This is a genomic window from Nocardiopsis sp. TSRI0078 (genome assembly GCF_001905145.1).
Taxonomy (GTDB): Bacteria; Actinomycetota; Actinomycetes; order Streptosporangiales; family Streptosporangiaceae; genus Nocardiopsis.
In genome coordinates this window covers 302,010-324,898 of sequence record NZ_LWLB01000034.1, presented here as the reverse complement: position 1 = coordinate 324,898, position 22,889 = coordinate 302,010, and the positions used below count along the sequence as shown (strand labels likewise).

The following is a 22,889-nucleotide window of genomic DNA, read 5'->3' as shown; positions in this document are numbered from 1 at the left end:
CGGGCTCTGGGTACAGCCAGACGTCGGGGCGGATGGCTCGGTGGTGTTGCCCGTCGATCGTGAAGACACGCTCATCCGAGGAGGAGCGGGCTGCGATGACGTTGGCACAGTCGCGGAAGAACCGCTGACTCGACACGTTGGCCGCCGCTTCCGGGGGGTCGTGAGACGGAACCACCGGAGTATGGGATGCGGAGGCCGCTGTGGCGGATGAGCACTCACCCCGTAACGGGGCACCTGGTGCTTCACCCAGCCTAACATCACCAGAGGCCACAGCTATTCCTCGACACAAGTGCTACGGATGGGGAGATGGGGACCGCACCCCAGCCGGCTCAACGGGCAGGGGGCGTACGTCCCAGTCCTTACCCGCCCTCCGACGGATCAAATCAGTCTGCCGGGTGATTTCCGGTGAATCCGGGAGCGCCTCCCCCTCGTTCACCGAGCACAGCACCAGCACCGTCGGCCCCGCTCCGGAGACCACGGCGGGTAGCCGCTCGTGTCGCCGCAGGTCACGGACGAGTTCGAGGGTGCGCGGCATGGCGGGTGCCCGGTAGGACTCGTGCAGCCGGTCCTCGGTGGCCGCGTACAGGGACTCCGGGTGGCCACAAACGGCCGCGGTCATCAGTGCGGCGCGTCCGGCGTTGAAAGCGGCGTCGGAATGCGGTACGCCCTCCGGCAGCAGGCCGCGGGCCCGCTCGGTGGACAGCCGCCAGGAGGGAACGCACAGCACCGGCAGGATCCGCGTGTCGGGGACCAGGGACACCGCGCCCCAGCGGTCGCCGTCGCGGTAGGCGACCGTGTACCCGCCGTAGACGCAGGGGGCCACGTTGTCGGGGTGCCCCTCGATGTCCGCGGCGGTCCGGTAGATGCCGTCGCGGTCCGGTCCGCCGTCGGGGCCGGTGTGCCCCAGCAGGGCGCTCGCGGCGGCCACGCCTCCGACGATCGCCGAGGAGGAGGAGCCGAGCCCACGGGCGTGCGGGACGTTGTTGACGCAGGCCAGGTCGAGGCCGGGCAGCTTCTCCCCGGCCCGTTCGAAGGTCTCGCGCATGGCGCGCACGACGAGGTGGCGCCCGTCGGTCGGCACCTCCCCGGCGCCCTCCCCCTCGACCCGGACGCGGAGTTCGCCGTCGTCGCGCAGGCGGACGTCGAACTCGTTGTACAGCCGCAGGGCCATGCCCAGGGCGTCGAAGCCCGGACCGAGGTTGGCGCTGGTGGCCGGTGCGAGGACGGACACCCGGGTGGGGCGTGGTGGGGTCACGGTGGGTTCCTTCTGTGTCTGCTTCGGGGCTGCGCTCCGCTTCGCCCCGTGTTCGGGCACCCAGAAGGCGGGAGTGCTTCGTCCTCGTCCGCGCCTGCCGCTCGTTCCTCGCGCGCGGCTTGACTCGTCCTACGGCGTCCTACCGACGCCCTCACGGGTGCCCCCTGGGGTCGAGCACGCAGAAGAGCGGACACCCCCTGAGTAGGAGCGACCGGGATCAGGCGAGGTCGAGGGCCTTGGCGGCGGCGAGTGCGTCCACCGGCACGGTGGTGGCCGAGGAGGCCCCGGCCAGCGCCCAGTCGGGGTCCTTGAGGCCGTTGCCGGTGACGGTGCACACCACGCGGCTGCCGCGCTCGACCTGACCCGCCTCCACGGCCTGCAGCAGGCCGGCCACGCTGGCGGCGGAGGCCAGCTCCACGAACACGCCCTCCTCGGCGGCGAGGAGCTTGTAGGCGGCCATGATCTGGCGGTCGGTGACCTTGTCGATGAGGCCGCCGGACTCGTCGCGCGCCTGCTCGGCGAGCTTCCAGGAGGCCGGGTTGCCGATGCGGATCGCGGTGGCGATGGTGCTCGGGCTGGTGACGGGTGCGCCGTCGACGATGGGCGCGGAGCCGCTGGCCTGGAAGCCGAGCATGCGGGGGCTGCGCGTCGCGACCTTGTCCCTGGCGTACTCGGTGTAGCCCATCCAGTACGCGGTGATGTTGCCCGCGTTGCCCACGGGGATGCAGTGGACGTCGGGGGCGTCGCCGAGGGCGTCGACGACCTCGAAGGCGGCGGTCTTCTGTCCCTGGAGGCGGTAGGGGTTGACCGAGTTCACCAGGGCGACCGGGTAGTCGACGCTGAGCTTGCGCGCCAGTTCGAGGCAGTCGTCGAAGTTGCCGTCCACCTGCAGGAGGCGGGCGCCGTGGACGAGGGCCTGGGCGAGCTTGCCCATGGCGATCTTGCCCTGCGGCACCAGGACGGCGCAGGTCATGCCCGCGCGGATGGCGTAGGCGGCGGCGCTGGCGCTGGTGTTGCCCGTGGAGGCGCAGATGACGGCCTTGGCGCCGTCCTCGGCGGCCTTGGTGATGGCCATGGTCATCCCGCGGTCCTTGAAGGACCCGGTGGGGTTGAGTCCCTCGACCTTGAGGAAGACCTCGCAGCCCGTGAGCTCGGAGACGCGCGTGGCGGGCAGCAGGGGCGTGCCGCCCTCCTGGAGGGTGACGACCGGGGTGCTCTCGTTGACGGGGAGGCGGTCGCGGTATTCCTCGACGATGCCTCGCCACGCCCGTGCCATGCTCACGACAATGTCCCTTTCGGGTGGATGCGGCTTCTCTTGACGCGCAATGGATGCGGGGGCTCGTCCGGGCCGCGCCATGGCGCCTCCGTCGTCCCACCAGCCACGAGTCTATGACCCCGTATCGGGTATCCCGAATCGCGGCCCCTCTGTCTCACTGTACGAGACATCGAGCATGGCGGGCAGGCCGTACGCGCGTCCGTACGGCCTGCCCGCGGACCGGCTCCCGGCCCGGCCCCCGAGCGGACGGAGGTCTCAGGGGACCTCAGTCGGCGAAGCTCTCCACACGCATCACACTGGCCACCTCGCGCACCATGTCGTGCGTACGCAGCTCCTCGACCGTGGCGCTGAGCGCGGCGTCGGGGGCGGGGTGGCTGACCAGCACCAGCTGGGCGTCGTCACCGCTGCCCTCCTGGCGCACGTTCCTGATGGAGACCCCGTGCTCGGCGAAGATCTCCGCGACCTTGGACAGCACACCCGGGCGGTCGGCCACGTCCAGCGCCACGTGGTAGCTGGTGATGGTCTGGCCCATGTCGTGCACCGGCAGGCCGGTGTCGTGCCCTCCCTCGGCCACCGAGGTGTCGGCGAGGCGGTTGCGCGCCACCGCCACCAGGTCGCCCAGGACCGCGCTGGCGGTGGGGATGCCGCCGGCGCCCGCGCCGTAGAACATCAGGCGGCCCGCGGACTCGGCCTCGACGAACACCGCGTTGTAGGCCTCCTTGACGCTGGCCAGCGGGTGCTCGACCGGAAGCATCACCGGATGGACGCGCACACCCACCGAGCGGCCGTCCTGCGAGCGCTGGCAGATGGCCAGGAGTTTGACCACGCAGCCCATCGCGCGGGCGCTGGCGATGTCGCCCGCGGACACACCGGTGATGCCCTCGCGGTGCACGTCGGCGGCGGTCACCTGCTGGGTGTGGAAGGCCAGCCGGGCCAGGATGGCGGCCTTGGCCGCGGCGTCGAAGCCCTCCACGTCCGCGGTGGGGTCGGCCTCGGCGTACCCGAGGGACTGCGCCTCCTCCAGGGACTCGGTGAACCCGGCGCCCAGGGAGTCCATCCGGTCGAGGACGTAGTTGGTGGTGCCGTTGACGATGCCCAGGACACGGTTGACCCTGTCCCCCGCGAGCGAGTCGCGCAGGGGGCGCAGCAGCGGGATGGCTCCCGCCACGGAGGCCTCGTAGTACAGGTCCACCCCGGCGTCGCGGGCCGCGGCGTGCAGGGTCTGGCCGTCCTCCGCGAGCAGGGCCTTGTTGGCCGTGACCACGGACTTGCCGGCCTTGACCGCGGCGAGGATCAGCGAACGGGCCGGTTCGATACCGCCGATGACCTCGACCACGAGGTCGATGTCGGGGCGCGTGACCAGGGCCGTGGCGTCAGTGGTCAGCAGCGCCGGGTCGACGCCGCGGTCGCGGTCGGTGCGGCGCACCGCGATACCGCCGATCTCGATCGGCGTGCCCACCCGCGCGGCCAGTTCCTCGGACTGCTCGTTGACCAGGCGGACGACTTCCGAACCCACCACGCCGCATCCGAGCAGCGCCACCTTCATCGCCATTTGGGCGTGACTCCCACTTCTCTCGTGTCCTGTGTCGGGCGGCCGGGCCGCCGTGGAGGACTGTTCAGCCGACGTCGAGGCGGAGCAGGTCCTCCTCGCTCTCCCTGCGCACGATGACGCGGGTGCTTCCGCCTCGGACCGCGACCATGGCCGGTCGGGGCAGGTGGTTGTAGTTGCTCGCCATGGAGTAGCAGTAGGCCCCGGTGGCGGCGACCGCCACCAGGTCGCCCGGCCGCAGGTCGGCGGGCAGGTAGAGGTCGTGCACGATGATGTCGCCGCTCTCGCAGTGCTTGCCCACCAGGCGGGACAGCATGGGCTCGGCGTCGCTCTCACGGGAGACCAGCCGGCCGGTGTACTCCGAGCCGTACAGGGCGGTGCGGATGTTGTCGCTCATGCCGCCGTCGACGCTGACGTAGGTGCGGATGCCCTCGACGTCCTTGACGGTACCGACCTCGTAGAGGGTGACCCCGGCCGGACCGGCGATGGCACGGCCCGGCTCCACGGCGATACGGGGCACGGGCAGTCCGGCCTCCTCGCACTCGCGGCGCACGATGGCGGTGAGGCTCTCGGCGATGGTCTTGGGGTCGAGCGGGTCGTCGCCCGAGGTGTAGGCGATGCCCAGGCCGCCGCCGAGGTCGAGCTCGGCGAGGGTGACGCCCAGGTCCTCGTGGACGCCGGTGAGGAACCGGGTGACGCGGCGGGCGGCGACCTCGAAACCGGAGGTGTCGAAGATCTGGGAGCCGATGTGCGAGTGCAGGCCGACCAGGTCCAGGTGCGGGGCGTCGAGTACGCGGCGGACCGCCTCGGCGGCGGCGCCGGTGCTCATCGCGAAGCCGAACTTCTGGTCGTCGTGGGCGGTGGCGACGAACTCGTGGGTGTGCGCCTCCACTCCGGTGGTGACCCGGATGAGGACCTTGGGCCGGGCGCCGAGTTCGGCGGCGATGGTCCCGAGGCGCTCGATCTCGTCGAAGGAGTCGATGATGATGCGCCCCACCCCGGTCTCGACGGCGCGGCGCAGCTCGGCGGCGGACTTGTTGTTGCCGTGCATGGCGATGCGCTCGGCGGGGAACTCCGCGGCCAGGGCGACGGCGAGCTCGCCGCCCGAGCTCACGTCCAGCTTGAGGCCCTCCTCGGCGACCCAGCGGGCGACGGCCTTGGTCAGCAGGGCCTTGCCCGCGTAGTAGACGTCGGCGTCGGAGAAGGCGGTCCGGTAGTCGCGTGCGCGGCCCCGGAAGTCCTCCTCGTCCATGACGAAGAGGGGCGTGCCGTGGGTGGCGGCGAGGTCGCGCACGCCGACACCGCCGACGGTGAGCTCGCCGTCCGCGCGGCGCGCGGTGGCGGGCCACACCCGGGGGTCGAGCTCGTTGAGGTTCTCGGGCGGCAGCGGCGGGTTGTCCTCCGGCAGGATCTCCGCGTGGCGGGAACCTGCGGGATGGGCGTAGCGGCTCATGATGGGCTTTCGGCTGGGACTGTACGGCTGTGCGGGTTGGCGGCACCCTCCCCCCATTGTCCACCAAACAGGTCGGGACGAAAGGGTTGGGTGTGCTCCACCGGACGCCGGCACGGGGTGTCTACAGCCTTGTGGGCGCTGACACTCCGAGCAGGAAGAGCCCGGTACGGATGACCCCGGCGACGGCGGCCGGCAGGGCGGGGTCCGTGACGGTCCGTTCCGCGGGTTCGGAGACCGCGGTGGGACACGTCCGCCACTCATCGTAGGCACTGGCCAGCGTCTCCAGGTATCGAACCAGGATATGGGGTTCCTCTCGGCGCGCGGCCGTGTCCAGGACGCTGGGGCCGTCGAAGAGGAGGCCGCGCACGGACGCGGTGTGCTCGGGGCGGACCGCGGGCGTCGGGGCCCCCTCCGCGGCCCAGCGGCACAGGCTGACCGCGTGGGCGTGGGCGTAGCGCAGCCGGAAGGCGGGGTTGGCGTCGGTCAGGCGGGCCCAGGCCCCGGGGTACTCGGCCGAGGGCAGTACCGGAAGGTCGCGGCCGGTGGTCTCGGTGTCCCGGGGACGCTCGGGCACCGAGCGGCAGAAGGCGACGCGGGCGCTGTCCTCGCCCACCGCGCCGAGGGCGCGGGCCGCGGGGGTGATCAGCTCGCGGTGGCCGCCGTCCAGGTAGGGGTCGCGCCAGGAGACCTCCCCGGCGGGGCCCGGCGGCGGGGTCCGCGGCCCGACGGCCAGGCCGATGCGGGCGCGGGCGTCGGCGCGGGCGAGCCTGCGGGCCTGGGCGACCGGTCCGGCCTCGTGCAGGGCCGAGGAGGGCCACTCCCCCGGGCCGTCCCACTCCCGGCCGGTGAGGAAGCGGGGGGCGTCGGCGGCCGCGGCGAGAAGGGCCTCGCGCTGTCGGCCGGTGAAGGTGACGTTGAGGAAGCCGCGGCCGTCGCAGGAGACCCGGTCGAAGTCCACCAGGCCCTCGTCGCGCATGTCCGCGAGCACGTCGGCGACCCGGGCGGCGACCACCGCGCGGCGGTCGCCGCGGGAGGCGTCCAGCCGGTCCCCCACACTGCCGGCCAGGCGGGGCGGCAGCGCGGTGGCGGCGTCGGCGCCCTCGCCCGCGTGGTCGTTGCGGGGCCACACGAACGGGATCCGGGCCGGGTCCAGTCCGAAGGCCCGCGCGGCGGCCCCGCGAACGGCCGCCTCCAGTCCTCGGGGGGTCACTCCCGGCCCCCGTCGACCAGTCCGCGGATGACGTCGACGAGCACGTCGGGGTCGAAGGGCTTGGTGAGGTAGGCGTCGACGCCGATGCGCTCACCGCGCCGCTGGTCCTCCTCCTGCGTACGCGCGGTGACCAGGATGATCGGCCGGTCGCGGGTGCGCGCGTCGGCGCGCAGGCGTTCGGCGGCCGTCCACCCGTCCATGCGGGGCATCATCACGTCCAGGGTGACCACGTGGGGGTCGATGTGCGCGGCCTGGTCGAGGCAGTCCTGTCCGTCCACGGCCGTGAACACCTCGAACCCCTCCAGTTCGAGGTTCAGGCGGATGAGTTCCCGGATCACGTCGTCGTCCTCGACGACGAGAACCCGTGTGGGTAGGGCGTTCACGGGCGCGACACTACCGCCGCGGGGTGACACGGCACCACCGGATTGCGGGTATCGGCGGGCGCGGCCGGGCCTGCCCGCAACGAGTGGACGAAGGGCCCGGAGCCCCTGCTACAGTTGTTCTCGCAAGCCAGCCCCCTTAGCTCAGGGGATAGAGCAACGGCCTCCGGAGCCGTGTGCGCAGGTTCGAATCCTGCAGGGGGCACCCACGGCGGACCAGCGGGACCGCCCAGCTGATCAGCCGAAACGACGCCGACCATCACGGTCGGCGTTTTTCGTTTCACCCGCCGCCTCTCCCGGAACCTCCGTGGTCGGGGGTGTTCTGCCTGCGGCGGTCAGCCGAGCCAGCGGCCGTCGCGCATGAGGTCGCGTCCCCGTCTCTCGTTCGCCTCACGCCAGGCCTGGACGCGCCGCGGCCGGATCAGGAAGTACTGGTAGGGCTCGTCGATCCCGCGCGGGTCGAAACCGTTCCTGGCCGCGAACGCGTCGCCCGTCCCCGGGGCGAGGTCGGCGATGTCCACCGGCTCGGCGGTGCCGTCGACGATGACGACGTCGCGGGTCGGTCCGAGGCCGAGCCGCACCCGGCCGTCCGCCGGCAGGTTGCGGCCGGTGGCCGAGGCACGCGGCGTCGAGACGAGGAACGCGGTCCCGTCCCAGAGGTAGGAGAGCGGGACGAGGTGGACGCCTCCCGATGAGCCCGACGTCGCCCTCCAGCCTCGCGTGGGTGTCCCGCAGCCTCTCTTCGTGTCCACGCGGCGGCGTGTCCGTCATGCTTCCTCCGGTCGTTTCGTCAAGAGCCCGCCCACCGGGGGCGGGCTCCGTCGGGCGGGGACGTGCGGCGGTGAGGTCAGGGCACGGGTACCGGGGAGGCTGCCTCCCACGCGGGCCCGTCCGGCCCGGTGATCGGCGCTTCTCGATTCCTGACCGGTCTGGTCACCTGCTTGGCCACGCACGAGGGCATCCCCGCCGTCGAGCGCTCCGCCCGGCGCCGGTAGACGCTGGGCGGCACGCCGACCAGTTCGGCGAAACGGGTGCTGAAGGTGCCCAGCGACGAGCAGCCGACCGTGAAGCAGACCTCGGTCACGCTCAGGTCGCCCCGGCGCAGCAGCGCCATCGCGCGCTCGATGCGCCGCGTCATCAGGTAGGAGTACGGCGACTCCCCGTAGGCCTGCCGGAACCGGCGGCTGAGGTGCCCGGCCGACATGTTCACACCGCGGGCGAGCGCCTCCACGTCCAGCGGCCGCGCGTACTCCCGGTCGATCCGGTCGCGGACACGGCGCAGCAGCGCGAGGTCGCGCAGGCGGTGCGCCTCGGCGCGTGCGCGTCCCCATGAGGGGTGGCACATGGGAGGACTCCGTTTCGTCGGTGTTCGTGGGCGTCCGGGCGCGTGCCGGGACAGACGGCGGTGACCGGCGGGCCGGGGCACCGCCCGGCGAGGGCGGGGCCGCGGGGCCGACGGGCCGAAGGGGCTCAGCGCACTTCCTGGATGCGGACCAGGTTGCCCGCGGGGTCGCGGAAGGCGCAGTCGCGGACGCCGTACGGCTGCTCGGTCGGCTCCTGGACGACCTCGGCGTCGCCGGCCTGCACCTTCTCGAAGGTGCCGTCGAGGTCCCGGGTGGCCAGCAGGATCCAGCCGTAGGTGCCCTTGGCCATCATCTCGGCGATGGCGCGGCGCTCGTCCTCGGTGATCCCGGGATCGGCCGCCGGCGGTGCCAGGAGGATGGACGTGCCGGGCTGGCCGGCGGGGCCGACCGTGATCCAGCGCATCCTGCCCTGTCCGACGTCGCCGCGGACCTCGAAGCCGAGGGTGTCGCGGTAGAAGGCCAGGGACGCGTCCGGGTCCTCGTGCGGAAGGAAGGTCGTGTGAATGGTCAGGTCCATGACAGTCATGCTAGGGACGGCCCCGTGGCCCGCGCTTCTCGATTCCTGACCGGTCCGGGCACCCGTGGAGCCCTCCGCGCCTCCGGTCGTCCGGCTGCCGGGAGGCGGGCCGGCCTCCGGCGCACCGGAAGGCTCCGCCCCCGGCAGCCCTCCCGGCGGTCGGGTACGGGCGCCGCGCGTTCTCCGGGCGGCCCTCCACAGGCCGACGGGGCCCCTGGTGCGCCGGGCGGACGTGCTCTAGCGTCGAAGGTATGAAGTTCCTGGTACGCGAGCGCGTGTTCGACATCGGTGACGACTACTGGGTGACCGACGAGGAGGGCGGCAAGGTCTTCCTCGTGGACGGCAAGGCGTTGCGGGTGCGCACGACCTTCGAACTCAAGGACACCGAGGGCAACGTCCTGGCGGTCATCCGCAAGAAGCTGTTCAGGGTGCGCGACCAGATGCGCGTCGAACGCGAGGGCGGCGCCTCGGCCACCGTGCGCAAGCGCCTGGTCAACCCCGTGCGCGACAAACTCACGGTGGAGGTGGAGGACGCGCCGGACTGGGAGGTGACCGGGGACTTCCTCGGCAAGGAGTACGTGATCAGCGACGAGCACGGCACCGTCGCGCACGTGTCCCGCAGGTGGTTCCGTGTCCGGGACACCTACGCGGTGGACGTCAACACCCACCGCCACGACATCGGCGGCGATCCCGCGCTGGTGATCGGCGTCGCGGTGGCGGTGGACGCCCTGACCGACGACGAGGACGACTGAGCACCGCCGCGCGCCGGCGGGACGTGGGCCCCGCCTCGTCGTCCGGCTGCGTCCGGTGGCGGGGCGGCACGGGGCTGGGTGCGCCGGGCTCGCGGGGAGCCGGCGGCCGCCGCGGACACCGCCCGCACTCCGTGCCGGGACGGACGCGGGCCCTTCCGTCCACGGTGTCGGTGGCCGGTGGCTCCGTCGGGACGCTCGCGCGGCAGGTCGGCATGGCCGTTGTGGCGGGCGTGCTCGGCGATCGGCTTGACCAGGACCACCCGTAGCCGGGGCGGCTCGCCGCTGCGCGCCTCTCGCCCCGGCCCCCTCCGGGGAGGAGGGCGCGGCGACCTCCCGGGCGCGGGCGACCCCACCGCGCCAGGCCGCGAAGTCCGCGGCCGGGTCGCCGTCCAGTCCGTCGAAGCCCTGGTCGGAGTCGTCGCCGGAGTAGTACGGCAGCGGCGGTCCCCCCGCGAACCGGATGCGCGGTCACCACCGCTCGGCACCGGCCAGGTGCCGGACCAGGCCGTGTGGACTCATCCCGGAGGGTTCGACCATCCGGGTGGAGAGCTGTTCGGCGGTGAGCCCCGAGCACTCGGCCTCGAAGGTGGCGCGGTGCCGGTCCAGGTAGGCGGTGAGGACCTCGTGTTCGTCTCCGGTCCGGGGCGGGGGCGGCCGGTCGGCCGCCTCCCGGCCGGATGAGTGGTCTCCGGCGGTATCCGGTACGTGGCCCCGGTGTCCGCCACGCCCGCGACCGTTCCGCGGCGGATCTCCCGTGTTCCCGGCCGACGGTGGGGCTGGCTGTAGTGACCGGCGCTCCCGGACGGGCCAGACTTGCCGTGTCGGCGGATGGCGCGTGCGGAAGGGGTCGTGGGTATGAGGGACGTCTGGGAGCGGAGGGTGCGGTCCTGCACCTACCTGCTGGTGGTCCTGGGTTCCGGGCTGGTGACGCTGGTGATGCTGCCGCTGACCCTGGTCGTGGCGCTGACCATCCCGATCGGCGGGCTCGGGTTCGTGCTGTTCCCGCGCTGGATGGGCCTCGTCGGCCGGTGGGCCGCCTGGCACCAGGGGTGGGCCTCCCGGTTCCTCGGCGTGCCGGTCCCGAGGGTCCCCGGCCAGGAGGCGTCCGGCTTCCGTGAGCTGTGGACGCGGCCGTCCACCCGTCGGGCCCTGGTGTGGATGCCCCCGGCCGCGTTCGCGGGGACCGGTCTCGGGCTCGTGGGGCTGCTCGCGCTCGGGGCGGTGCTGACCGCACTGCAGCTCCCCTTCTGGTGGGCCTTCCCCGAGGACGGGGGCCTCCATCTGCTCTGGGTCCCCGTCGACGACTGGGGTACGGCGCTGGTCTCCGCCGCCGTACACCTCGCGGCCGGGGCCGCGCTGGGCCTGTGGGCGGTCCGACCCGCGGCCGGGGCGCACGCCCGTATGACCCTGCAGCTGCTGGCGCCCACCGAGGCGGAGCTGTTGTCCGCACGGGTGGACGAGCTGAAGCGGACCCGCGCCGACGTGGTGGACGCCCACGGCGCGGAGCTGCGCCGGATCGAGCGCGACCTGCACGACGGCACCCAGGCGCGGCTGGTCGCGATCGCGATGCAGCTGGGCGTGGCCCGGGAGGCGGTGGAGGAGGACCCGGCCGTCGCCGTGCTGCTCAGGAAGGCCCACGAGGGCGCCGAGGAGGCGATGGCCGAGCTGCGCGAGGTGATCCAGGGCATCTACCCGCCGATCCTCGCCGACCGGGGGCTGTCCGGAGCACTGGCCGCGCTGGCCGCGCGCACCACCGTTCCCACCCGTCTGGACGTGGGGGAACTGGGCGCCCTGCCGGTGGCGGCGGAGACCGCGGCCTACTTCGTGGTCACCGAGTCGGTCACCAACGCGGTCAAGCACAGCGGCGCCGGGGAGATCGCCGTACGCCTGGAGCGGACGGGCGGCGTGCTGCGGGTGACGGTGCGCGACGACGGTTCGGGCGGGGTGGACGAGGAGCGCGGCAGCGGGATGCGGGGACTCCGCCGCCGGGTCGCCGCCCTGGACGGTACGGTACGCGTGGACAGCCCGGCGGGCGGGCCGACCGTGATCGACGTGGAGATGCCGTGCGGATCGTGATCGCCGAGGACAACGTGCTGCTGTCGGCGGGGCTGGAGCTGCTGCTCTCCACCAGGGGCTTCGAGGTGGCCGAGGTCGCCGGGGACGCCGCGGCCTTCGCCGGGGCCGTCGACCGGCACCGGCCCGATCTGGCGATCGTGGACGTGCGGCTGCCGCCGGGCTTTCGCGACGAGGGCATCCACGCGGCGATCGGGGCCCGCCGCAAGCATGAGGCGCTGCCGGTGCTGGTCCTGTCCCAGTACGTGGAGCGCGACTACGCCGGTGAGCTGCTGGCCGACGGCCGCGGCGGGGTGGGCTACCTGCTCAAGGACCGGGTGGGCCGGGTGAGCGGGTTCGTGGACGCGCTGCGGCGTGTGGCGGACGGCGGGACGGTCATGGACCCGGAGGTGGTGCGGCAGCTGCTGGCCCGCAGGCCCCGCGATCCCCTGGAGTCGCTCACCCCGCGCGAGAACGAGGTGCTGGCGCTGATGGCGGAGGGGCTCGGCAACGGGGAGATCGCCGAGCGGATCGTGGTCACGGAGAACGCCGTGCACAAGCACGTCGGCAACATCTTCGCGAAGCTCGGCCTGTCGCCCTCCGACAGCGGGCACCGCCGGGTGCGCGCGGTGCTCGCCTACCTCGACGGCAGGTGAGCGGGTCGTCGGCACCCGGCCGCGGCGCGGGTCGGCCGTCGTCCGCCGCGGCCCCCTCGCGCGCCCCGGCGGACGGGCCCCGGTGGACGGGCCCCGGTGGACGGGCCCCGGTCCGGCGGTGGATGGACGCCTCAGGCGGCGGGCCAGGAGCTGCCGGTGAGGTCGTAGGCCAGGTGGAACCACACCTTGCGGATACTGGGGTGCCCGTTGTCGCCCCAGGCGGTGGCGAAGCTGTCCACCAGGGCCAGCCCCCGCCCGCTCTCGGCGGTGAGCCGGTCGCCCTCCATCGGCTCCGCGGTCAGCGGGCCCTCCCCGCCTTCGGGGGAACGGGTCGGCTTCCCGTTGTCGCGGCAGACGAGGGTGAGTCCGTTGGGCGCCCGGGTCACCTTCAGCACGAAGCTCTGGCCCTCCTCGCCGGAGCGGCTGTGCCGGATGGCGTTGGTCGCCAGTTCGGTGCCCAGGAGCGAGAAGACGTACCGGTAGTCGGCGTCCCGGGTGGCGGCGCAGGTGTCCAGGAAGGCGCGGGCCAGCGGCACGCTCGCGGGCTCGCCGGGAAACTCCCAGTGGCGTTTGGTGAACGGGACCGGCGGTCGTCCGCTGAAGTAGTGCCGGTACTCGTCCGGTACACCCGCGAGGACGGTGTCCTCGGCCTTGGTCAGGGCGGGCACGGAAACGAGCGTGGGCATGGGTGACTCCTTCTGCGGGCGGCTCGGAAGGGCAGGAGAACCGCGTGAGGGGGTGGCTGGGGAGCGTCCGGCGACCGCTTCGGGGGAGGGCGGCGCGGAACGGCTACGACCTTACGCGATCAAGTCCCTGCGGGACAGGGGATCCGGGTGTGGTCGGCCGCGAATTCCCCCACGTGCCCGCTCCCGTTCCCGCCGGCCCGGCCGCCGCCCGGCCCCGTCCTCAGTCCTCGGCGCCGAGCGCCTTCTCGGCGGCGGCCTCGGCCGCGGCCCGTTCCGAGGGGACCAGCCCGACGCGCGTGCGCCGGTCCAGCAGGTCCCCGGTGTCCATGGCCCCCTCGTGGCGCACCCCGAACCGGAGTTCGGCGCCGGTGATCCCGCGTACGGCGGGTGCGAGCAGCGCCGGGTCCGCGTCGGCCTCGGCCAGGACGTCGGCGGCCTCGGTGCCGTACCTGGCCACCAGGCGGCGCGGGGCGTCGACGGCGTCGAGTTCCTCGTGCGCGGCGGCTCCCACCAGCGGCAGGGAGCGGGTCCGGCAGGGCCCGGCGGGCAGTCGGTGGACGCGCACGGCGGTGTCCACGGCCTGCTCGGCCATCGCACGGTAGGTGGTGAGCTTTCCGCCGACGACGGTGACCGTACCGTTCGGGGCGACCGTGACGGCGTGCTCGCGCGACAGGTCGGCGCTGTGGCCGTCGCCCTCCAGCAGCGGGCGCAGTCCGGCGAAGGCGCCGAGGACGTCGCTCCGGTCCAGCCGTGTCTCCAGGGCCCGGTTGATCTGGCGGAGCAGGAAGTCCACGTCGCCCTCGGGAACCTCGGGGACGTGCGGGGCGGGTCCGTCCACGGGCTCGTCGGTGAGTCCGGCGAAGACCCGGCCGTCCGGCTGGGGCAGCGCGAACACGAACCGGCTGGCGCTGCCGTCGATCGGCACGGTGAGCGCGGCCCTCGGGCTGCCGAGGGCGGCGCCGTCGAGCACCAGGTGGCTGCCCCTGCTGGGCCGCAGGCGCACGTGCGGGTCGAGCCGGTCGGCGTGGACGCCGGTGGCGTTGACGATCGCGCGCGGGCGCACCGGGACGATACGGCCCGTGACCTCGTCGCGCAGCACGGCGCCGTCGGCGGAGAGGCTCTCGGCCGAGCAGCGCGTGATGATCCGGGCTCCCTCGCGTGCGGCGGTGCGTGCCAGGCCCACCACGAGGCGCGCGTCGTCGACGAGTTGGCCGTCGAAGGAGAGGATGCCGCCGAGCAGGCCCCGCCGGGCGACACCGGGGAGCAGGCGCCGGGTCTGCGGGGCGTTGAGCAGTCGCGGCCCGGGCAGCACGCTGCCGGGGGTGCCGGCCAGGACGCGCAGGAGGTCGCCCATGCCCATGCCCATGCGGACGAACAGGGCCTTGGACAGGTCGTCCCCCCGGTGGACGGGCACCACCATGGGCAGGGGCCGTACCAGGTGGGGCGCGGTCACCCGCATGAGGACGTCCCGCTCGCGGGCGCTCTCGTAGGCGATGCCGAACTGTCCCTTGGCGAGGTAGCGCAGGCCGCCGTGGACGAGCTTGGAGCTCCATCGACTGGTGCCGAAGGCCAGGTCGTGGCGTTCGACCAGCACGGTGGACAGGCCGCGCGAGGCCGCGTCGAGCGCGGCGCCGGCGCCCGTCACTCCCCCGCCGACGACCAGGACGTCCACCCGGGGCCGGTGGTCCAGCGCGGCGAGGTCCGCGGCGCGCCGTGCGGCGTTGAGGGAGGAGGACGCGGTGACTGTGCGGCTCATGGGCGGTCCTGATTCGTTCGTCGGTGGTTGCGGCTGGTCCCGTCCGGGTGCCGCCGGAGGCGGGCCGGACCGGCCCGGCGGCTCATGGGGCGAGGTAGCCGTCCAGCAGGACGGCGAGTTCGTCGACGAGCCCGGTCCCGTCGAGCACGTCGGCGAACAGGCGGCGGGAGGTGACGGTCCCCTGGACCGTGACCAGTACGAAGCGGGCCAGGACCTCGGGGTCGCCCGTGCGTACCGAACCGTCGCGCTGGCCCTCGGCGATGGCCGGCTCCACCAGTTCCAGGGCGGCCCGGTGGCTGGTGCCCAGCCGCTGGAAGGTGTAGGTCGTCAGGAGTTCGGGCTCGGTGTCCACGATCCGGGTGAACAGGGGGTGGGCGAGCATGGCGCGGGCGACCCCGGCCGCGTGCCGGACCAGGCGGACGCGCACGTCCTCCCCGTCCCGGTCGCCGGAGGAGGCCCCCTCCTCCAGCAGGATCCGCCGCAGCTCCCGTGTGAGCAGGTCGGCGACGAGCGCGGTCGCGTCGGGCCAGCGCCGGTAGACGGTGGGTCTGCTGACCCCGGCGCGGCGGGCCACGTCGGTCAGGGTGGTGCGGCGCACCCCGAAGTCCTCGACGCAGGCACGGGCCGCGTCCAGGATCCGGTCATCAACGTTACGTTTTGACGCCATATGTAAAACTGTAGAGCATGACTGACGACACTGTCCCTCCCGGTGGCACCGAGGCGGCCCCCGGCGTCGACCCCGCGCCCGACATGAGCTGGTTCGCCTGGGGTGATCCCGCCAAGGCCGCCACCCTGGACCCCGGGCTGCGCGACCTGGTCTCCCAGGTGCTGCGGGCACCGCTGGAGGACCTGCCCCCGGTGCCCGAGGAGCGGGTGGAGCTTCCCCCCTCGCGTCTGGAGGACCGGCTGCGCGTGGCCCTCGCGGAGGTGGTCGGGGACGGCCACGTGCGCACCGACGACGCCGTCCGGCTGCGCCACAGCGGCGGCAAGAGCACCCCCGACCTGCTGCTGCGCCGCGCGGGCTCGGCCGATCCCGCACCGGACGCCGTCCTGTACCCCGCAGACCACGACGAGGTCCAGCGCCTGCTGGAGGCGTGCTCGGCCGAACGCGTCGCCGTGGTGCCCTTCGGCGGCGGTACCAGCGTGGTGGGCGGTGTGGCCCCGCTGCGCGGCGGCTTCCGCGCCGTGGTCGCCCTGGACCTGCGCCGCCTGGACCGGCTGGTGTCCGTGGACACCACGTCGATGACCGCCGTCCTGGGCGCGGGCGTGCGCACCCCGCACGCCGAGGCGATGCTGGCCGAGCACGGGTGCACGCTCGGGCACCTGCCGCAGAGCTACGAGTACGCGAGCATCGGCGGCTACGCGGCCACCCGTTCCAGCGGCCAGGCCTCCTCCGGCTACGGCCGCTTCGAGGACATGGTGGTGTCCCTGCGCGTGGCCACCCCGCGCGGGACCCTGGAGACGGGCGGTCCCCCGGCCTCGGCCGCCGGGCCGGACCTCGGCCGCCTGATGCTGGGCTCGGAGGGCACGCTGGGCGTGATCACCGAGGTGGGCCTGCGGGTGCGCCGCCGCCCGGAGCGGGTGCTGGACGAGGCGTGGTCCTTCCCCGACTTCGCGACCGGGGTGGAGGCGCTGCGGTCCCTGGCCCAGTCCGATGTCCGCCCGACCATGGCGCGGGTGCTGGACGAGTCGGAGACCTTCGTCGGCGCGTCCATGGGCGGGCGTGAGGCCGCACCCGGCTGCCAGGCGGTGCTGGGCTTCGAGGGCACCGGAGCCGAGGTGGAGGCCCGGGCGGCGGCGGTCCGGGAGGCCATGGCCGCGGCGGGCGGTGCCCCGCTGGGACCGGAACCGGTGGCGCACTGGCGGAGCAACCGGTTCTCCGCGCCCTACCTGCGCGACACCCTGCTGTCCGCGGGGGTCCTCGCCGAGACCCTGGAGACCGCCGCGTCCTGGACCGGCCTGCTGCCGCTGTACACGGCGGTGACGGACGCGCTCACGGGGGCGCTGGAGGACGGGGAGGGCGGCGCGGTGGTGATGTGCCACGTGTCGCACACCTATCCCACGGGTGCCTCCCTGTACTTCACGGTGGCCACGGCCGCCGGTGCCGCACCGCTGGAGAGGTGGGGCCGGGCCAAGCGCGCGGCCTCGGACGCGATCGCGGCCCACGGCGGGACGATCACCCACCACCACGCGGTGGGCACCGACCACCGGCCGTGGATGGCCGCGGAGATCGGTCCGCTGGGCGGCGAGGTGCTGCGCGCGGTCAAGGCTGCTCTGGACCCCGGGGGCGTGCTGAACCCGGGCAAGCTCATCCCCGATCCGTAGGACATGCACCGCGGGCGGCGCGGTGGGCGTCCCGGGGCCGGCCTCTTCGGGCCCCGGCCCCGGGAGCGGGTCCGCTAAGCCCTCTCCCCCTCGCGGGAGAGCCGCCGCTCCACCTGCCGGGCGAAGTCGTCGAGGAAGCCCAGGACCTCGGCCTCGTCGAAGTCCGCCGCGGGGATGCTGTAGGAGACCACGACCTCCACGTTGACGGTGACGAAGAAGACCGTGCCGACGGCCTCCTCGTCGGTGTACCCGTCGTACTCGTAGACGACGGCGTATCCGGCCTCACCCGCCGACACCGGGCTCCAGTCGAGAACCGCCGCGACCCCGTCCTCCTCCTCCCAGTGGCGGCCCTCCTCGCGGTCACGGAGGTCGTCCTCCATGCTCTGGCGCCGGTCGGCGGCGGCCTCGCCGCCGTCCTCGTACTCGAACAGGGAGGCGTTGACGTAGACGGGACGCTCCTCGCCGTCGGCCACCTCGCAGCTGAGGTTGCCGAGGAACCCCTCCTGTCCCTCGCCCGCCCCGTACCCGAACTCGTCCGCGGAGACGTACTCGCCCTCCGCACGGGGCCTGTCCGCGTCGGGGATGCCGTCGAGCACGTCGGAGGGCAGCAGCTCGCGGCACGTGGGCAGGCCGGCGTAGGGGCGGCCGTCCACCAGGTTCCACGCCACGACGCCGAAGGAGGTCATCAGCAGCAGGGCGGCGGCGACGCCGCCGACGACCAGGCCCGTCCGGCGGCGCCCGGGCGGTCCCGGCCGTCCCGGGCCGCCGGAGGCGGGCGGCTGCTGGGGCGGTGTCCCGCCGGGGGCGCCGTGTCCGGGCTGGGCGGGCGGAACCCGGGGCCACTCCGGCCGACCGCCGTGGGGCTGCCCCGGCCGGGGCTCCGGGCCGCCGTGGGGCCGGAGCGGCCGTCCGGGCTGGGGCCGTCCGGGGTGGCCGGGGAACGGCTGCCCGCCGGGCGGGCCGGGGAAGGAACCATCGTTCGGGGGATGGGTCATCGGTCTCGCGGCGTGGGCCATCCGGTGGACGGCCACCGCGCCTCCTCACAGGTGCTCGTCGGCCGCGCGGACCGGCCGGAGATCGCGTCCCGCCCGTGCCGGGCACGCGGGCGTGCGCGTCGGGATGTCGTCCCGAGTATCCCCCGGTTCCAGCCCTCCACCGCCATTTCGGCCGGAAGCGGCCGATGCGGCTCCCCGGTGCCCTGACAATGGAACCCGTGGCACGAGGAAAGCTCCGCATCTACCTGGGATCGGCACCCGGTGTCGGCACCACGCACAACGCCCTGGCCGAGGCCCACCGACGGGCCGAGCACGGCATCGGCGTGGTGGTCGCCGCCGTCCACACCCACCGCCGCAAGCGCACCTCCGCCCTCCTGGAGGGTCTGGAGGAGGTGCCGCCGCACCCGTCCGGCTCCGTGGACACCGCCGCCGTGATCGCGCGCGGACCGGGGACCGCCCTGGTCGACGACCTCGCCCTCGCCAACCCGCCCGGCGCGCCCAACGCCACCCGCTGGCAGGACGTGGAGGAGCTGCTGGAGGCGGGCGTCGACGTACTGTCCACCGTGGGCATCCACCAGCTGGAGTCGCTCAACGACGTGGTCCACCAGATCACCGGCGTGCGCCCGGAGCAGACCGTTCCCGACCACGTGGTGCGCCGCGCCGCCGAGGTCGAACTCGTGGACGTCACCCCGCAGGAGCTGCGCCGCAGGATGGCGCACGGCGACATCCACCCCGCCGAGCGGGTGGACGCCGCCCTGGCCGACTACTACCGCGAGGGCAACCTGGCGGCCCTGCGCGAGCTGGCGCTGCTGTGGACCGCCGACCGGGTGGAGCAGAGCCTGGCCCGCTACCGCGGCGAGCACGAGATCCGGCGGACCTGGGAGGCCCGGGAGCGTGTCGTGGTGGCGCTCACCGGCGGCCCCGAGGGAGAGACGCTGATCCGCCGTGCCGCCCGTGTGGCCGCCCGCTCGCGAGGCGGCCACCCCCAGCCCAGCCACCTGCTGGCCGTGCACGTGGTACCGCCGAACGGGATGGCCCAGGCGCCCAGCGCGGACCTGCTGCGGCAGCGCAGGTTGCTCGCCGAACTGGGCGGCACCTACCACCAGGTGGTCGGCAACGACGTCCCGACCGGGCTGCTGGACTTCGCGAGGGGCGTGCACGCCACCCAGATCGTGCTGGGGTCCTCGCGCCGCCGCGCCTGGCAGTACGTGTTCGGTCCCGGGGTCGGCGCGACCGTGGCACGCGACTCGGGGGACATCGACGTGCACATCGTCACCCACGAGCGGGTGGGGAGCGGCCGGTGGCCGCTGCCGCAGCCGGGCCGGGGACTGGGCGAGCACCGGCGGGTGGCCGGGTGGTCCCTGTCCCTGCTGGCCCCCACCCTGCTGTCGCTGGTGATGGCGCTGCCCGTGTTCGAGAACGTGGGCGCGGCCTCGGACGCGATGCTGCTGTTGCTGGCCACCGTGGCCACCGCGGCGGTGGGCGGTCTGCGCCCCGCGCTGGTGTCGGCGCTGTGGAGCGCGGTGCTGCTCACCGCACTGCTGTCCCCGTTGCACGGACGGCCGCCGGTGTCCCTGGACAACGCGCTGGCGCTGACCGCGTTCGCCCTGGTGGGCGCGCTGGTGGCGATCGTGGTGGAGATGGCCGCCCGCCGGTCGGCGCAGGCGGCCCGCGCCCGGGCCGAGGCCGACGCGGTGACCCTGCTGGCGAGCAGCGTCCTGGCGGGCAAGGAACCCCTCCAGGCCCTGCTGCGGCGGATCCGGGAGACCTTCGGGCAGCGGTCGGCGACGCTGCTGGAACTGCTGGAGGACGGCCGGTGGCGGGCGGCGCACAGCGTGGGCGCCCCCGCGTGCGAGTCCCCCGAGGAGTCGGACGTGCTGGTGTCGATCTCCGACAACCTGGCGCTGGCGCTGCGCGGCCGGGTGCTTCCCGCGACCGACCGGGGCGTGCTGCGGGCGTTCGCCGCCCACATCGGCATCGCACTGGAGCACCAGCGGCTGGAGTGGGACGCGGCCGAGGCGCGCAGCCAGGTCGCGGGCAACCGCATCCGCACGGCCCTGCTGGCGGCGGTCTCGCACGACCTGCGTACGCCGCTGACCTCGATCAAGGCCAGCCTGTCGAGCCTGCGCGCCACCGACATCGCCCTCACCGACGAGGACCGCGAGGACCTGTTGGAGACGGTGGAGGAGTCCACCGACCGGCTCAACCGGCTCATCGACAACCTGTTGGACATGAGCCGGGTGCACACCGACAGCGTGCGTCCCAAGCTGCGCGCGGTGGGCCTGGAGGAGGTCGTGCCCGTCACCCTGCTGGGCCTGCCGCACGGGGCGGTCACGGTGGACGTCCCCGACAACCTGCCCCGGGTGCTGGCCGACGCCGGGCTGCTGGAGCGGTCGGTCGCCAACGTGGTCTCCAACGCCGTCCGCCACAACCCGGACCCGCGCGTGCCGGTCCTGCTCGCGGCCAGCGCGCACGGCGACAGCGTGCAGCTGCGGGTCGTGGACCGGGGGCCGGGCGTCTCCGACGAGGCCAAGCAGCGCATGTTCGAGGCCTTCCAGCGCCTGGGCGACGCCCCCCAGGGCACGGGGGTGGGTCTCGGGCTGGCGGTCGCACGTGGTTTCGTTGAGGCGATGCACGGGAGACTCGACCCCGAGGACACTCCGGGAGGCGGGCTGACCATGGTGTTCACTCTCCGGGCCGTGGAGAAGGACGAGGCGGACAGCGGGGACGAGAGGCGGGTCGATGCGAGTCCTGGTCGTTGACGACGACATGCAGATCATCCGGGCGATGCGGATCAACCTGCGGGCGCGCGGGCACGACGTGGACACCGCGGCCGACGGCGCGTCGGCGCTGCGGCTGGCCGCCGAGCACCACCCCGACGTGATCCTGCTCGACCTGGGCCTGCCCGACATGGAGGGCATGGAGGTCATCCAGCGGCTGCGCGGGTGGTCGCAGGTGCCGATCATCGTGCTCTCGGCCCGGCACTCGGCCGGCGAGAAGGTGCGCTGCCTGGACTCGGGCGCCGACGACTACGTCACCAAGCCGTTCGGTATGGACGAGCTGCTGGCCCGGATGCGGGCGGCCGAGCGCCGGTCGGTGCGCACCGAGGAGGCGCCGGTCGTGCGCACGCCGTGCTTCACGGTGGATCTGGGCGCCAAACGGGTGCTGCGGGACGGCGAGGAGGTGCGGCTGACCCCGACGGAGTGGCACATCCTGGAGCTCATGGCCCGGCACGCGGGACAGCTGGTCAGCCAGCGCCAGCTGCTGCACGAGGTGTGGGGTCCGGCCTACCAGAGCGAGACCAACTACCTGCGGGTGTACATGGCGCAGCTGCGCCGCAAGCTGGAGCCCGACCCCGCGCACCCCCGGTACCTGATCACCGAGGCGGGCCGGGGCTACCGTTTCGAGAAGGCCGGGTCCCCGCAGCCGGAGCACTGACCCCGGGCGGGGCTCCGCCCGGGTCAGCCGGCGAAGGCCAGCCCCTCGGACAGCTCTATGAGCATGTCGAACTCGTCCGTGCCCACGTGGCCGCGGTTGGCCTTGGCCACCGCCAGGCAGGGCGCGAAGGCGCGCACCCACGCCATCAGGCGGTCGCCGTCCACTCCCAGGACGTGGGAGAGCGTGTCCACGCGGTACACCACCTCGGTCAGGCTGGTGGCCTTCCACAGGGCCCAGTCCACGGCGTCGACCGCTCCGTCGCCCAGGCAGGCGCGCGGGTCGACGGCCACCAGGCCGCGCTCGCCGCCGTCCAGCACGTTGCCCGGGTGCAGGTCCCCGTGCACGGGAACGACGTCGACCGTCCCGTTGGCCAGGTCGCGGGCCCGGCAGAACCCCTGGTGCATGGCGGAGGCGGACACCACGTCGGCCGCCGGGCCCTCGGCGCGCTCGCGGCTCCACAGGTCGAAGACGAACTGCACCCGCGAGGTCAGCGGACGCAGTTCGAGCAGTTCCCGGCGGGGCACCTCGACGCCGTGCAGCCGGGCGATGAGCGAGCCGATGGTCTCCATGGACGGCACCTGTCCGCCCGCGGCGATGGTGTCGCCGTCGATCCACTCCATGAGGATGGCGCCCCGGCCTGCGTCCACCCCCCACACCCGGGGCACACTCCCGGACTCCTCCCACATCCGCAGCAGACGGGCCTCGGACACGGCCAGGCCGGTGTCCGGGGACAGCTTGAGCACGGCCTGGGTGCCGTCGGCGCGGGTGACGCAGACGACGACGGAGGTCCGGCCGTGGGGGGCCGGCCCCTCGACGGTCAGCCGCCACTCGGAGGCGAGTTTCCCGACGATCGCGGGGAGTTCGGCCAGCCACTCGTCGACCTGGCTGCCGAAGCGCCGTTCAAGACGCCGGCGCTGCCGGTCATCGACGAACCGCGCTGTGACGTCGTTCATACATCCACCTTAGGTCGCTCACGTCGACGCGTGTTCGGAACCGAACCCCTTCTCGCCGGCCGACGGACCGGGCGGTCCGCGGTGAGCGGTGTTCGAGGCCGGGACCGGTCGCGGAGGGGCCTCCGCGCCGACGTGCGGAGTACGAAGCCGACGGAAGGGATCGCGCCCGGACGCCGCCGCGCCGCGCTGGTGGCGGCACGGTACGGGTACCGCGTTCGTGGGTGCGGGGAGTTCCCGCCCGTTGGGGCCATACCCACCTCCGTGCGTGCGGT

22 protein-coding genes and 1 tRNA gene are annotated in these 22,889 nt (G+C 73.9%); 7 read left to right on the top strand and 16 right to left on the bottom strand.

The window, feature by feature from the left end:
- Positions 1-292 precede the first annotated feature (292 nt).
- The 6 genes from thrB to A6A08_RS22630 all read right to left on the bottom strand — a co-directional run bounded on the left by thrB (position 293) and on the right by A6A08_RS22630 (position 7,126).
- Positions 293-1,231 (bottom strand): homoserine kinase, encoded by a 939-nt coding sequence (gene thrB / locus A6A08_RS22655; protein ID WP_242422831.1) that lies wholly within the window; start codon positions 1,229-1,231, stop codon positions 293-295.
- A 241-nt stretch (positions 1,232-1,472) separates the two neighbouring features.
- Entirely contained in the window at positions 1,473-2,531 is a 1,059-nt protein-coding gene (gene thrC, locus A6A08_RS22650; RefSeq protein WP_199867017.1) for a threonine synthase, read from the bottom strand.
- Between the two features lie 265 nt (positions 2,532-2,796).
- Positions 2,797-4,083 (bottom strand): homoserine dehydrogenase, encoded by a 1,287-nt coding sequence (locus tag A6A08_RS22645; protein WP_073704634.1) that lies wholly within the window; start codon positions 4,081-4,083, stop codon positions 2,797-2,799.
- A gap of 64 nt (positions 4,084-4,147) precedes the next feature.
- Positions 4,148-5,533, bottom strand: coding sequence for a diaminopimelate decarboxylase (lysA, locus tag A6A08_RS22640; protein WP_073704633.1), 1,386 nt, complete (start codon positions 5,531-5,533; stop codon positions 4,148-4,150).
- Positions 5,534-5,654: 121 nt separating this feature from the next.
- Positions 5,655-6,743 carry a DALR anticodon-binding domain-containing protein gene (locus tag A6A08_RS22635; protein WP_073704632.1) on the bottom strand — a complete coding sequence of 363 codons (1,089 nt, stop codon included), beginning with the start codon at positions 6,741-6,743 and terminating at the stop codon, positions 5,655-5,657.
- On the bottom strand, positions 6,740-7,126 hold the full coding sequence (locus A6A08_RS22630; protein ID WP_073704631.1) for a response regulator: 387 nt from the start codon (positions 7,124-7,126) through the stop codon (positions 6,740-6,742). Before A6A08_RS22630 ends, A6A08_RS22635 begins: the two co-directional genes overlap by 4 nt.
- Positions 7,127-7,256: 130 nt before the next feature.
- On the opposite strand from A6A08_RS22630, the gene A6A08_RS22625 reads away from it, so the two are divergent.
- Positions 7,257-7,328: transfer RNA gene (locus A6A08_RS22625), tRNA-Arg, on the top strand.
- Positions 7,329-7,458: 130 nt separating this feature from the next.
- Here the strand turns inward: A6A08_RS22625 and A6A08_RS22620 are convergent.
- The 3 genes from A6A08_RS22620 to A6A08_RS22610 form a co-directional block, all read right to left on the bottom strand.
- Positions 7,459-7,875 carry a pyridoxamine 5'-phosphate oxidase family protein gene (locus tag A6A08_RS22620; protein WP_242422820.1) on the bottom strand — a complete coding sequence of 139 codons (417 nt, stop codon included), beginning with the start codon at positions 7,873-7,875 and terminating at the stop codon, positions 7,459-7,461.
- Between the two features lie 95 nt (positions 7,876-7,970).
- On the bottom strand, positions 7,971-8,468 hold the full coding sequence (locus A6A08_RS22615; protein ID WP_073704630.1) for a helix-turn-helix transcriptional regulator: 498 nt from the start codon (positions 8,466-8,468) through the stop codon (positions 7,971-7,973).
- A gap of 125 nt (positions 8,469-8,593) precedes the next feature.
- Positions 8,594-9,004, bottom strand: coding sequence for a VOC family protein (locus A6A08_RS22610; RefSeq protein ID WP_073704725.1), 411 nt, complete (start codon positions 9,002-9,004; stop codon positions 8,594-8,596).
- A 251-nt stretch (positions 9,005-9,255) separates the two neighbouring features.
- Here A6A08_RS22610 and A6A08_RS22605 point away from each other — a divergent pair, with 251 nt between their 5' ends.
- Complete coding sequence (locus A6A08_RS22605) at positions 9,256-9,756, top strand: LURP-one-related/scramblase family protein (RefSeq protein WP_073704629.1); 501 nt, start codon at positions 9,256-9,258, stop codon at positions 9,754-9,756.
- On the opposite strand, the gene A6A08_RS29405 is transcribed toward A6A08_RS22605, so the two are convergent.
- Positions 9,648-10,241, bottom strand: a complete 594-nt coding sequence (locus tag A6A08_RS29405; RefSeq protein ID WP_073704628.1) for a DUF664 domain-containing protein — start codon at positions 10,239-10,241, stop codon at positions 9,648-9,650. The genes A6A08_RS22605 and A6A08_RS29405 overlap by 109 nt on opposite strands.
- Entirely contained in the window at positions 10,225-10,362 is a 138-nt protein-coding gene (locus A6A08_RS29265) for a DUF664 domain-containing protein (RefSeq protein ID WP_338013138.1), read from the bottom strand. The genes A6A08_RS29405 and A6A08_RS29265 overlap by 17 nt, the downstream gene beginning before the upstream one ends.
- 249 nt (positions 10,363-10,611) lie before the next feature.
- Here A6A08_RS29265 and A6A08_RS22590 point away from each other — a divergent pair, with 249 nt between their 5' ends.
- On the top strand, positions 10,612-11,832 hold the full coding sequence (locus A6A08_RS22590) for a sensor histidine kinase (protein ID WP_073704627.1): 1,221 nt from the start codon (positions 10,612-10,614) through the stop codon (positions 11,830-11,832).
- Positions 11,820-12,464 (top strand): response regulator transcription factor, encoded by a 645-nt coding sequence (locus A6A08_RS22585; RefSeq protein WP_073704626.1) that lies wholly within the window; start codon positions 11,820-11,822, stop codon positions 12,462-12,464. Before A6A08_RS22590 ends, A6A08_RS22585 begins: the two co-directional genes overlap by 13 nt.
- Before the next feature lie 131 nt (positions 12,465-12,595).
- Here A6A08_RS22585 and A6A08_RS22580 read toward each other — a convergent pair whose 3' ends face one another.
- From A6A08_RS22580 to A6A08_RS22570, 3 genes are all read right to left on the bottom strand, one after another.
- Positions 12,596-13,150: an ATP-binding protein gene (locus A6A08_RS22580; protein WP_073704625.1), complete on the bottom strand. Its 555-nt coding sequence runs from the start codon at positions 13,148-13,150 to the stop codon at positions 12,596-12,598.
- Positions 13,151-13,370: 220 nt separating this feature from the next.
- The gene (locus A6A08_RS22575) at positions 13,371-14,906 is read right to left on the bottom strand and encodes a glycerol-3-phosphate dehydrogenase/oxidase (protein WP_073704624.1); all 1,536 of its coding nucleotides are present in this window, start codon (positions 14,904-14,906) and stop codon (positions 13,371-13,373) included.
- A gap of 82 nt (positions 14,907-14,988) precedes the next feature.
- Positions 14,989-15,573: a TetR/AcrR family transcriptional regulator gene (locus A6A08_RS22570; RefSeq protein ID WP_073704623.1), complete on the bottom strand. Its 585-nt coding sequence runs from the start codon at positions 15,571-15,573 to the stop codon at positions 14,989-14,991.
- 83 nt (positions 15,574-15,656) lie between these two features.
- Here A6A08_RS22570 and A6A08_RS22565 point away from each other — a divergent pair, with 83 nt between their 5' ends.
- Positions 15,657-17,231 (top strand): FAD-binding oxidoreductase, encoded by a 1,575-nt coding sequence (locus A6A08_RS22565; protein ID WP_073704724.1) that lies wholly within the window; start codon positions 15,657-15,659, stop codon positions 17,229-17,231.
- A 74-nt stretch (positions 17,232-17,305) separates the two neighbouring features.
- Here the strand turns inward: A6A08_RS22565 and A6A08_RS22560 are convergent, their stop codons facing one another.
- Entirely contained in the window at positions 17,306-18,262 is a 957-nt protein-coding gene (locus tag A6A08_RS22560) for a hypothetical protein (RefSeq protein WP_242422819.1), read from the bottom strand.
- Positions 18,263-18,435: 173 nt separating this feature from the next.
- On the opposite strand from A6A08_RS22560, the gene A6A08_RS22555 reads away from it, so the two are divergent.
- Positions 18,436-20,988 (top strand): ATP-binding protein, encoded by a 2,553-nt coding sequence (locus A6A08_RS22555; RefSeq protein WP_073704622.1) that lies wholly within the window; start codon positions 18,436-18,438, stop codon positions 20,986-20,988.
- Positions 20,969-21,664, top strand: coding sequence for a response regulator (locus tag A6A08_RS22550; RefSeq protein ID WP_073704621.1), 696 nt, complete (start codon positions 20,969-20,971; stop codon positions 21,662-21,664). The genes A6A08_RS22555 and A6A08_RS22550 overlap by 20 nt, the downstream gene beginning before the upstream one ends.
- A 23-nt stretch (positions 21,665-21,687) precedes the next feature.
- Here the strand turns inward: A6A08_RS22550 and A6A08_RS22545 are convergent, their stop codons facing one another.
- Positions 21,688-22,617, bottom strand: coding sequence for an aminoglycoside phosphotransferase family protein (locus A6A08_RS22545; RefSeq protein WP_073704620.1), 930 nt, complete (start codon positions 22,615-22,617; stop codon positions 21,688-21,690).
- Between the last annotated feature and the right edge of the window lie 272 nt (positions 22,618-22,889).

What these genes read in the sequence shown, in the direction of transcription:
- A6A08_RS22580 (WP_073704625.1), bottom strand. Translation starts at nt 13,150, where the DNA reads ATGCCCACGCTCGTTTCCGTGCCCGCCCTGACCAAGGCCGAGGACACC.
- A6A08_RS22605 (WP_073704629.1), top strand. Translation starts at nt 9,256, where the DNA reads ATGAAGTTCCTGGTACGCGAGCGCGTGTTCGACATCGGTGACGACTAC.
- A6A08_RS22570 (WP_073704623.1), bottom strand. Translation starts at nt 15,573, where the DNA reads ATGGCGTCAAAACGTAACGTTGATGACCGGATCCTGGACGCGGCCCGT.
- lysA (WP_073704633.1), bottom strand. Translation starts at nt 5,533, where the DNA reads ATGAGCCGCTACGCCCATCCCGCAGGTTCCCGCCACGCGGAGATCCTG.
- A6A08_RS22590 (WP_073704627.1), top strand. Translation starts at nt 10,612, where the DNA reads ATGAGGGACGTCTGGGAGCGGAGGGTGCGGTCCTGCACCTACCTGCTG.
- A6A08_RS22545 (WP_073704620.1), bottom strand. Translation starts at nt 22,617, where the DNA reads ATGAACGACGTCACAGCGCGGTTCGTCGATGACCGGCAGCGCCGGCGT.
- A6A08_RS22555 (WP_073704622.1), top strand. Translation starts at nt 18,436, where the DNA reads ATGGAACCCGTGGCACGAGGAAAGCTCCGCATCTACCTGGGATCGGCA.
- A6A08_RS22575 (WP_073704624.1), bottom strand. Translation starts at nt 14,906, where the DNA reads ATGAGCCGCACAGTCACCGCGTCCTCCTCCCTCAACGCCGCACGGCGC.
- A6A08_RS22550 (WP_073704621.1), top strand. Translation starts at nt 20,969, where the DNA reads ATGCGAGTCCTGGTCGTTGACGACGACATGCAGATCATCCGGGCGATG.
- A6A08_RS22645 (WP_073704634.1), bottom strand. Translation starts at nt 4,083, where the DNA reads ATGGCGATGAAGGTGGCGCTGCTCGGATGCGGCGTGGTGGGTTCGGAA.
- thrC (WP_199867017.1), bottom strand. Translation starts at nt 2,531, where the DNA reads ATGGCACGGGCGTGGCGAGGCATCGTCGAGGAATACCGCGACCGCCTC.
- A6A08_RS22615 (WP_073704630.1), bottom strand. Translation starts at nt 8,468, where the DNA reads ATGTGCCACCCCTCATGGGGACGCGCACGCGCCGAGGCGCACCGCCTG.
- A6A08_RS22610 (WP_073704725.1), bottom strand. Translation starts at nt 9,004, where the DNA reads ATGGACCTGACCATTCACACGACCTTCCTTCCGCACGAGGACCCGGAC.
- A6A08_RS22565 (WP_073704724.1), top strand. Translation starts at nt 15,657, where the DNA reads ATGAGCTGGTTCGCCTGGGGTGATCCCGCCAAGGCCGCCACCCTGGAC.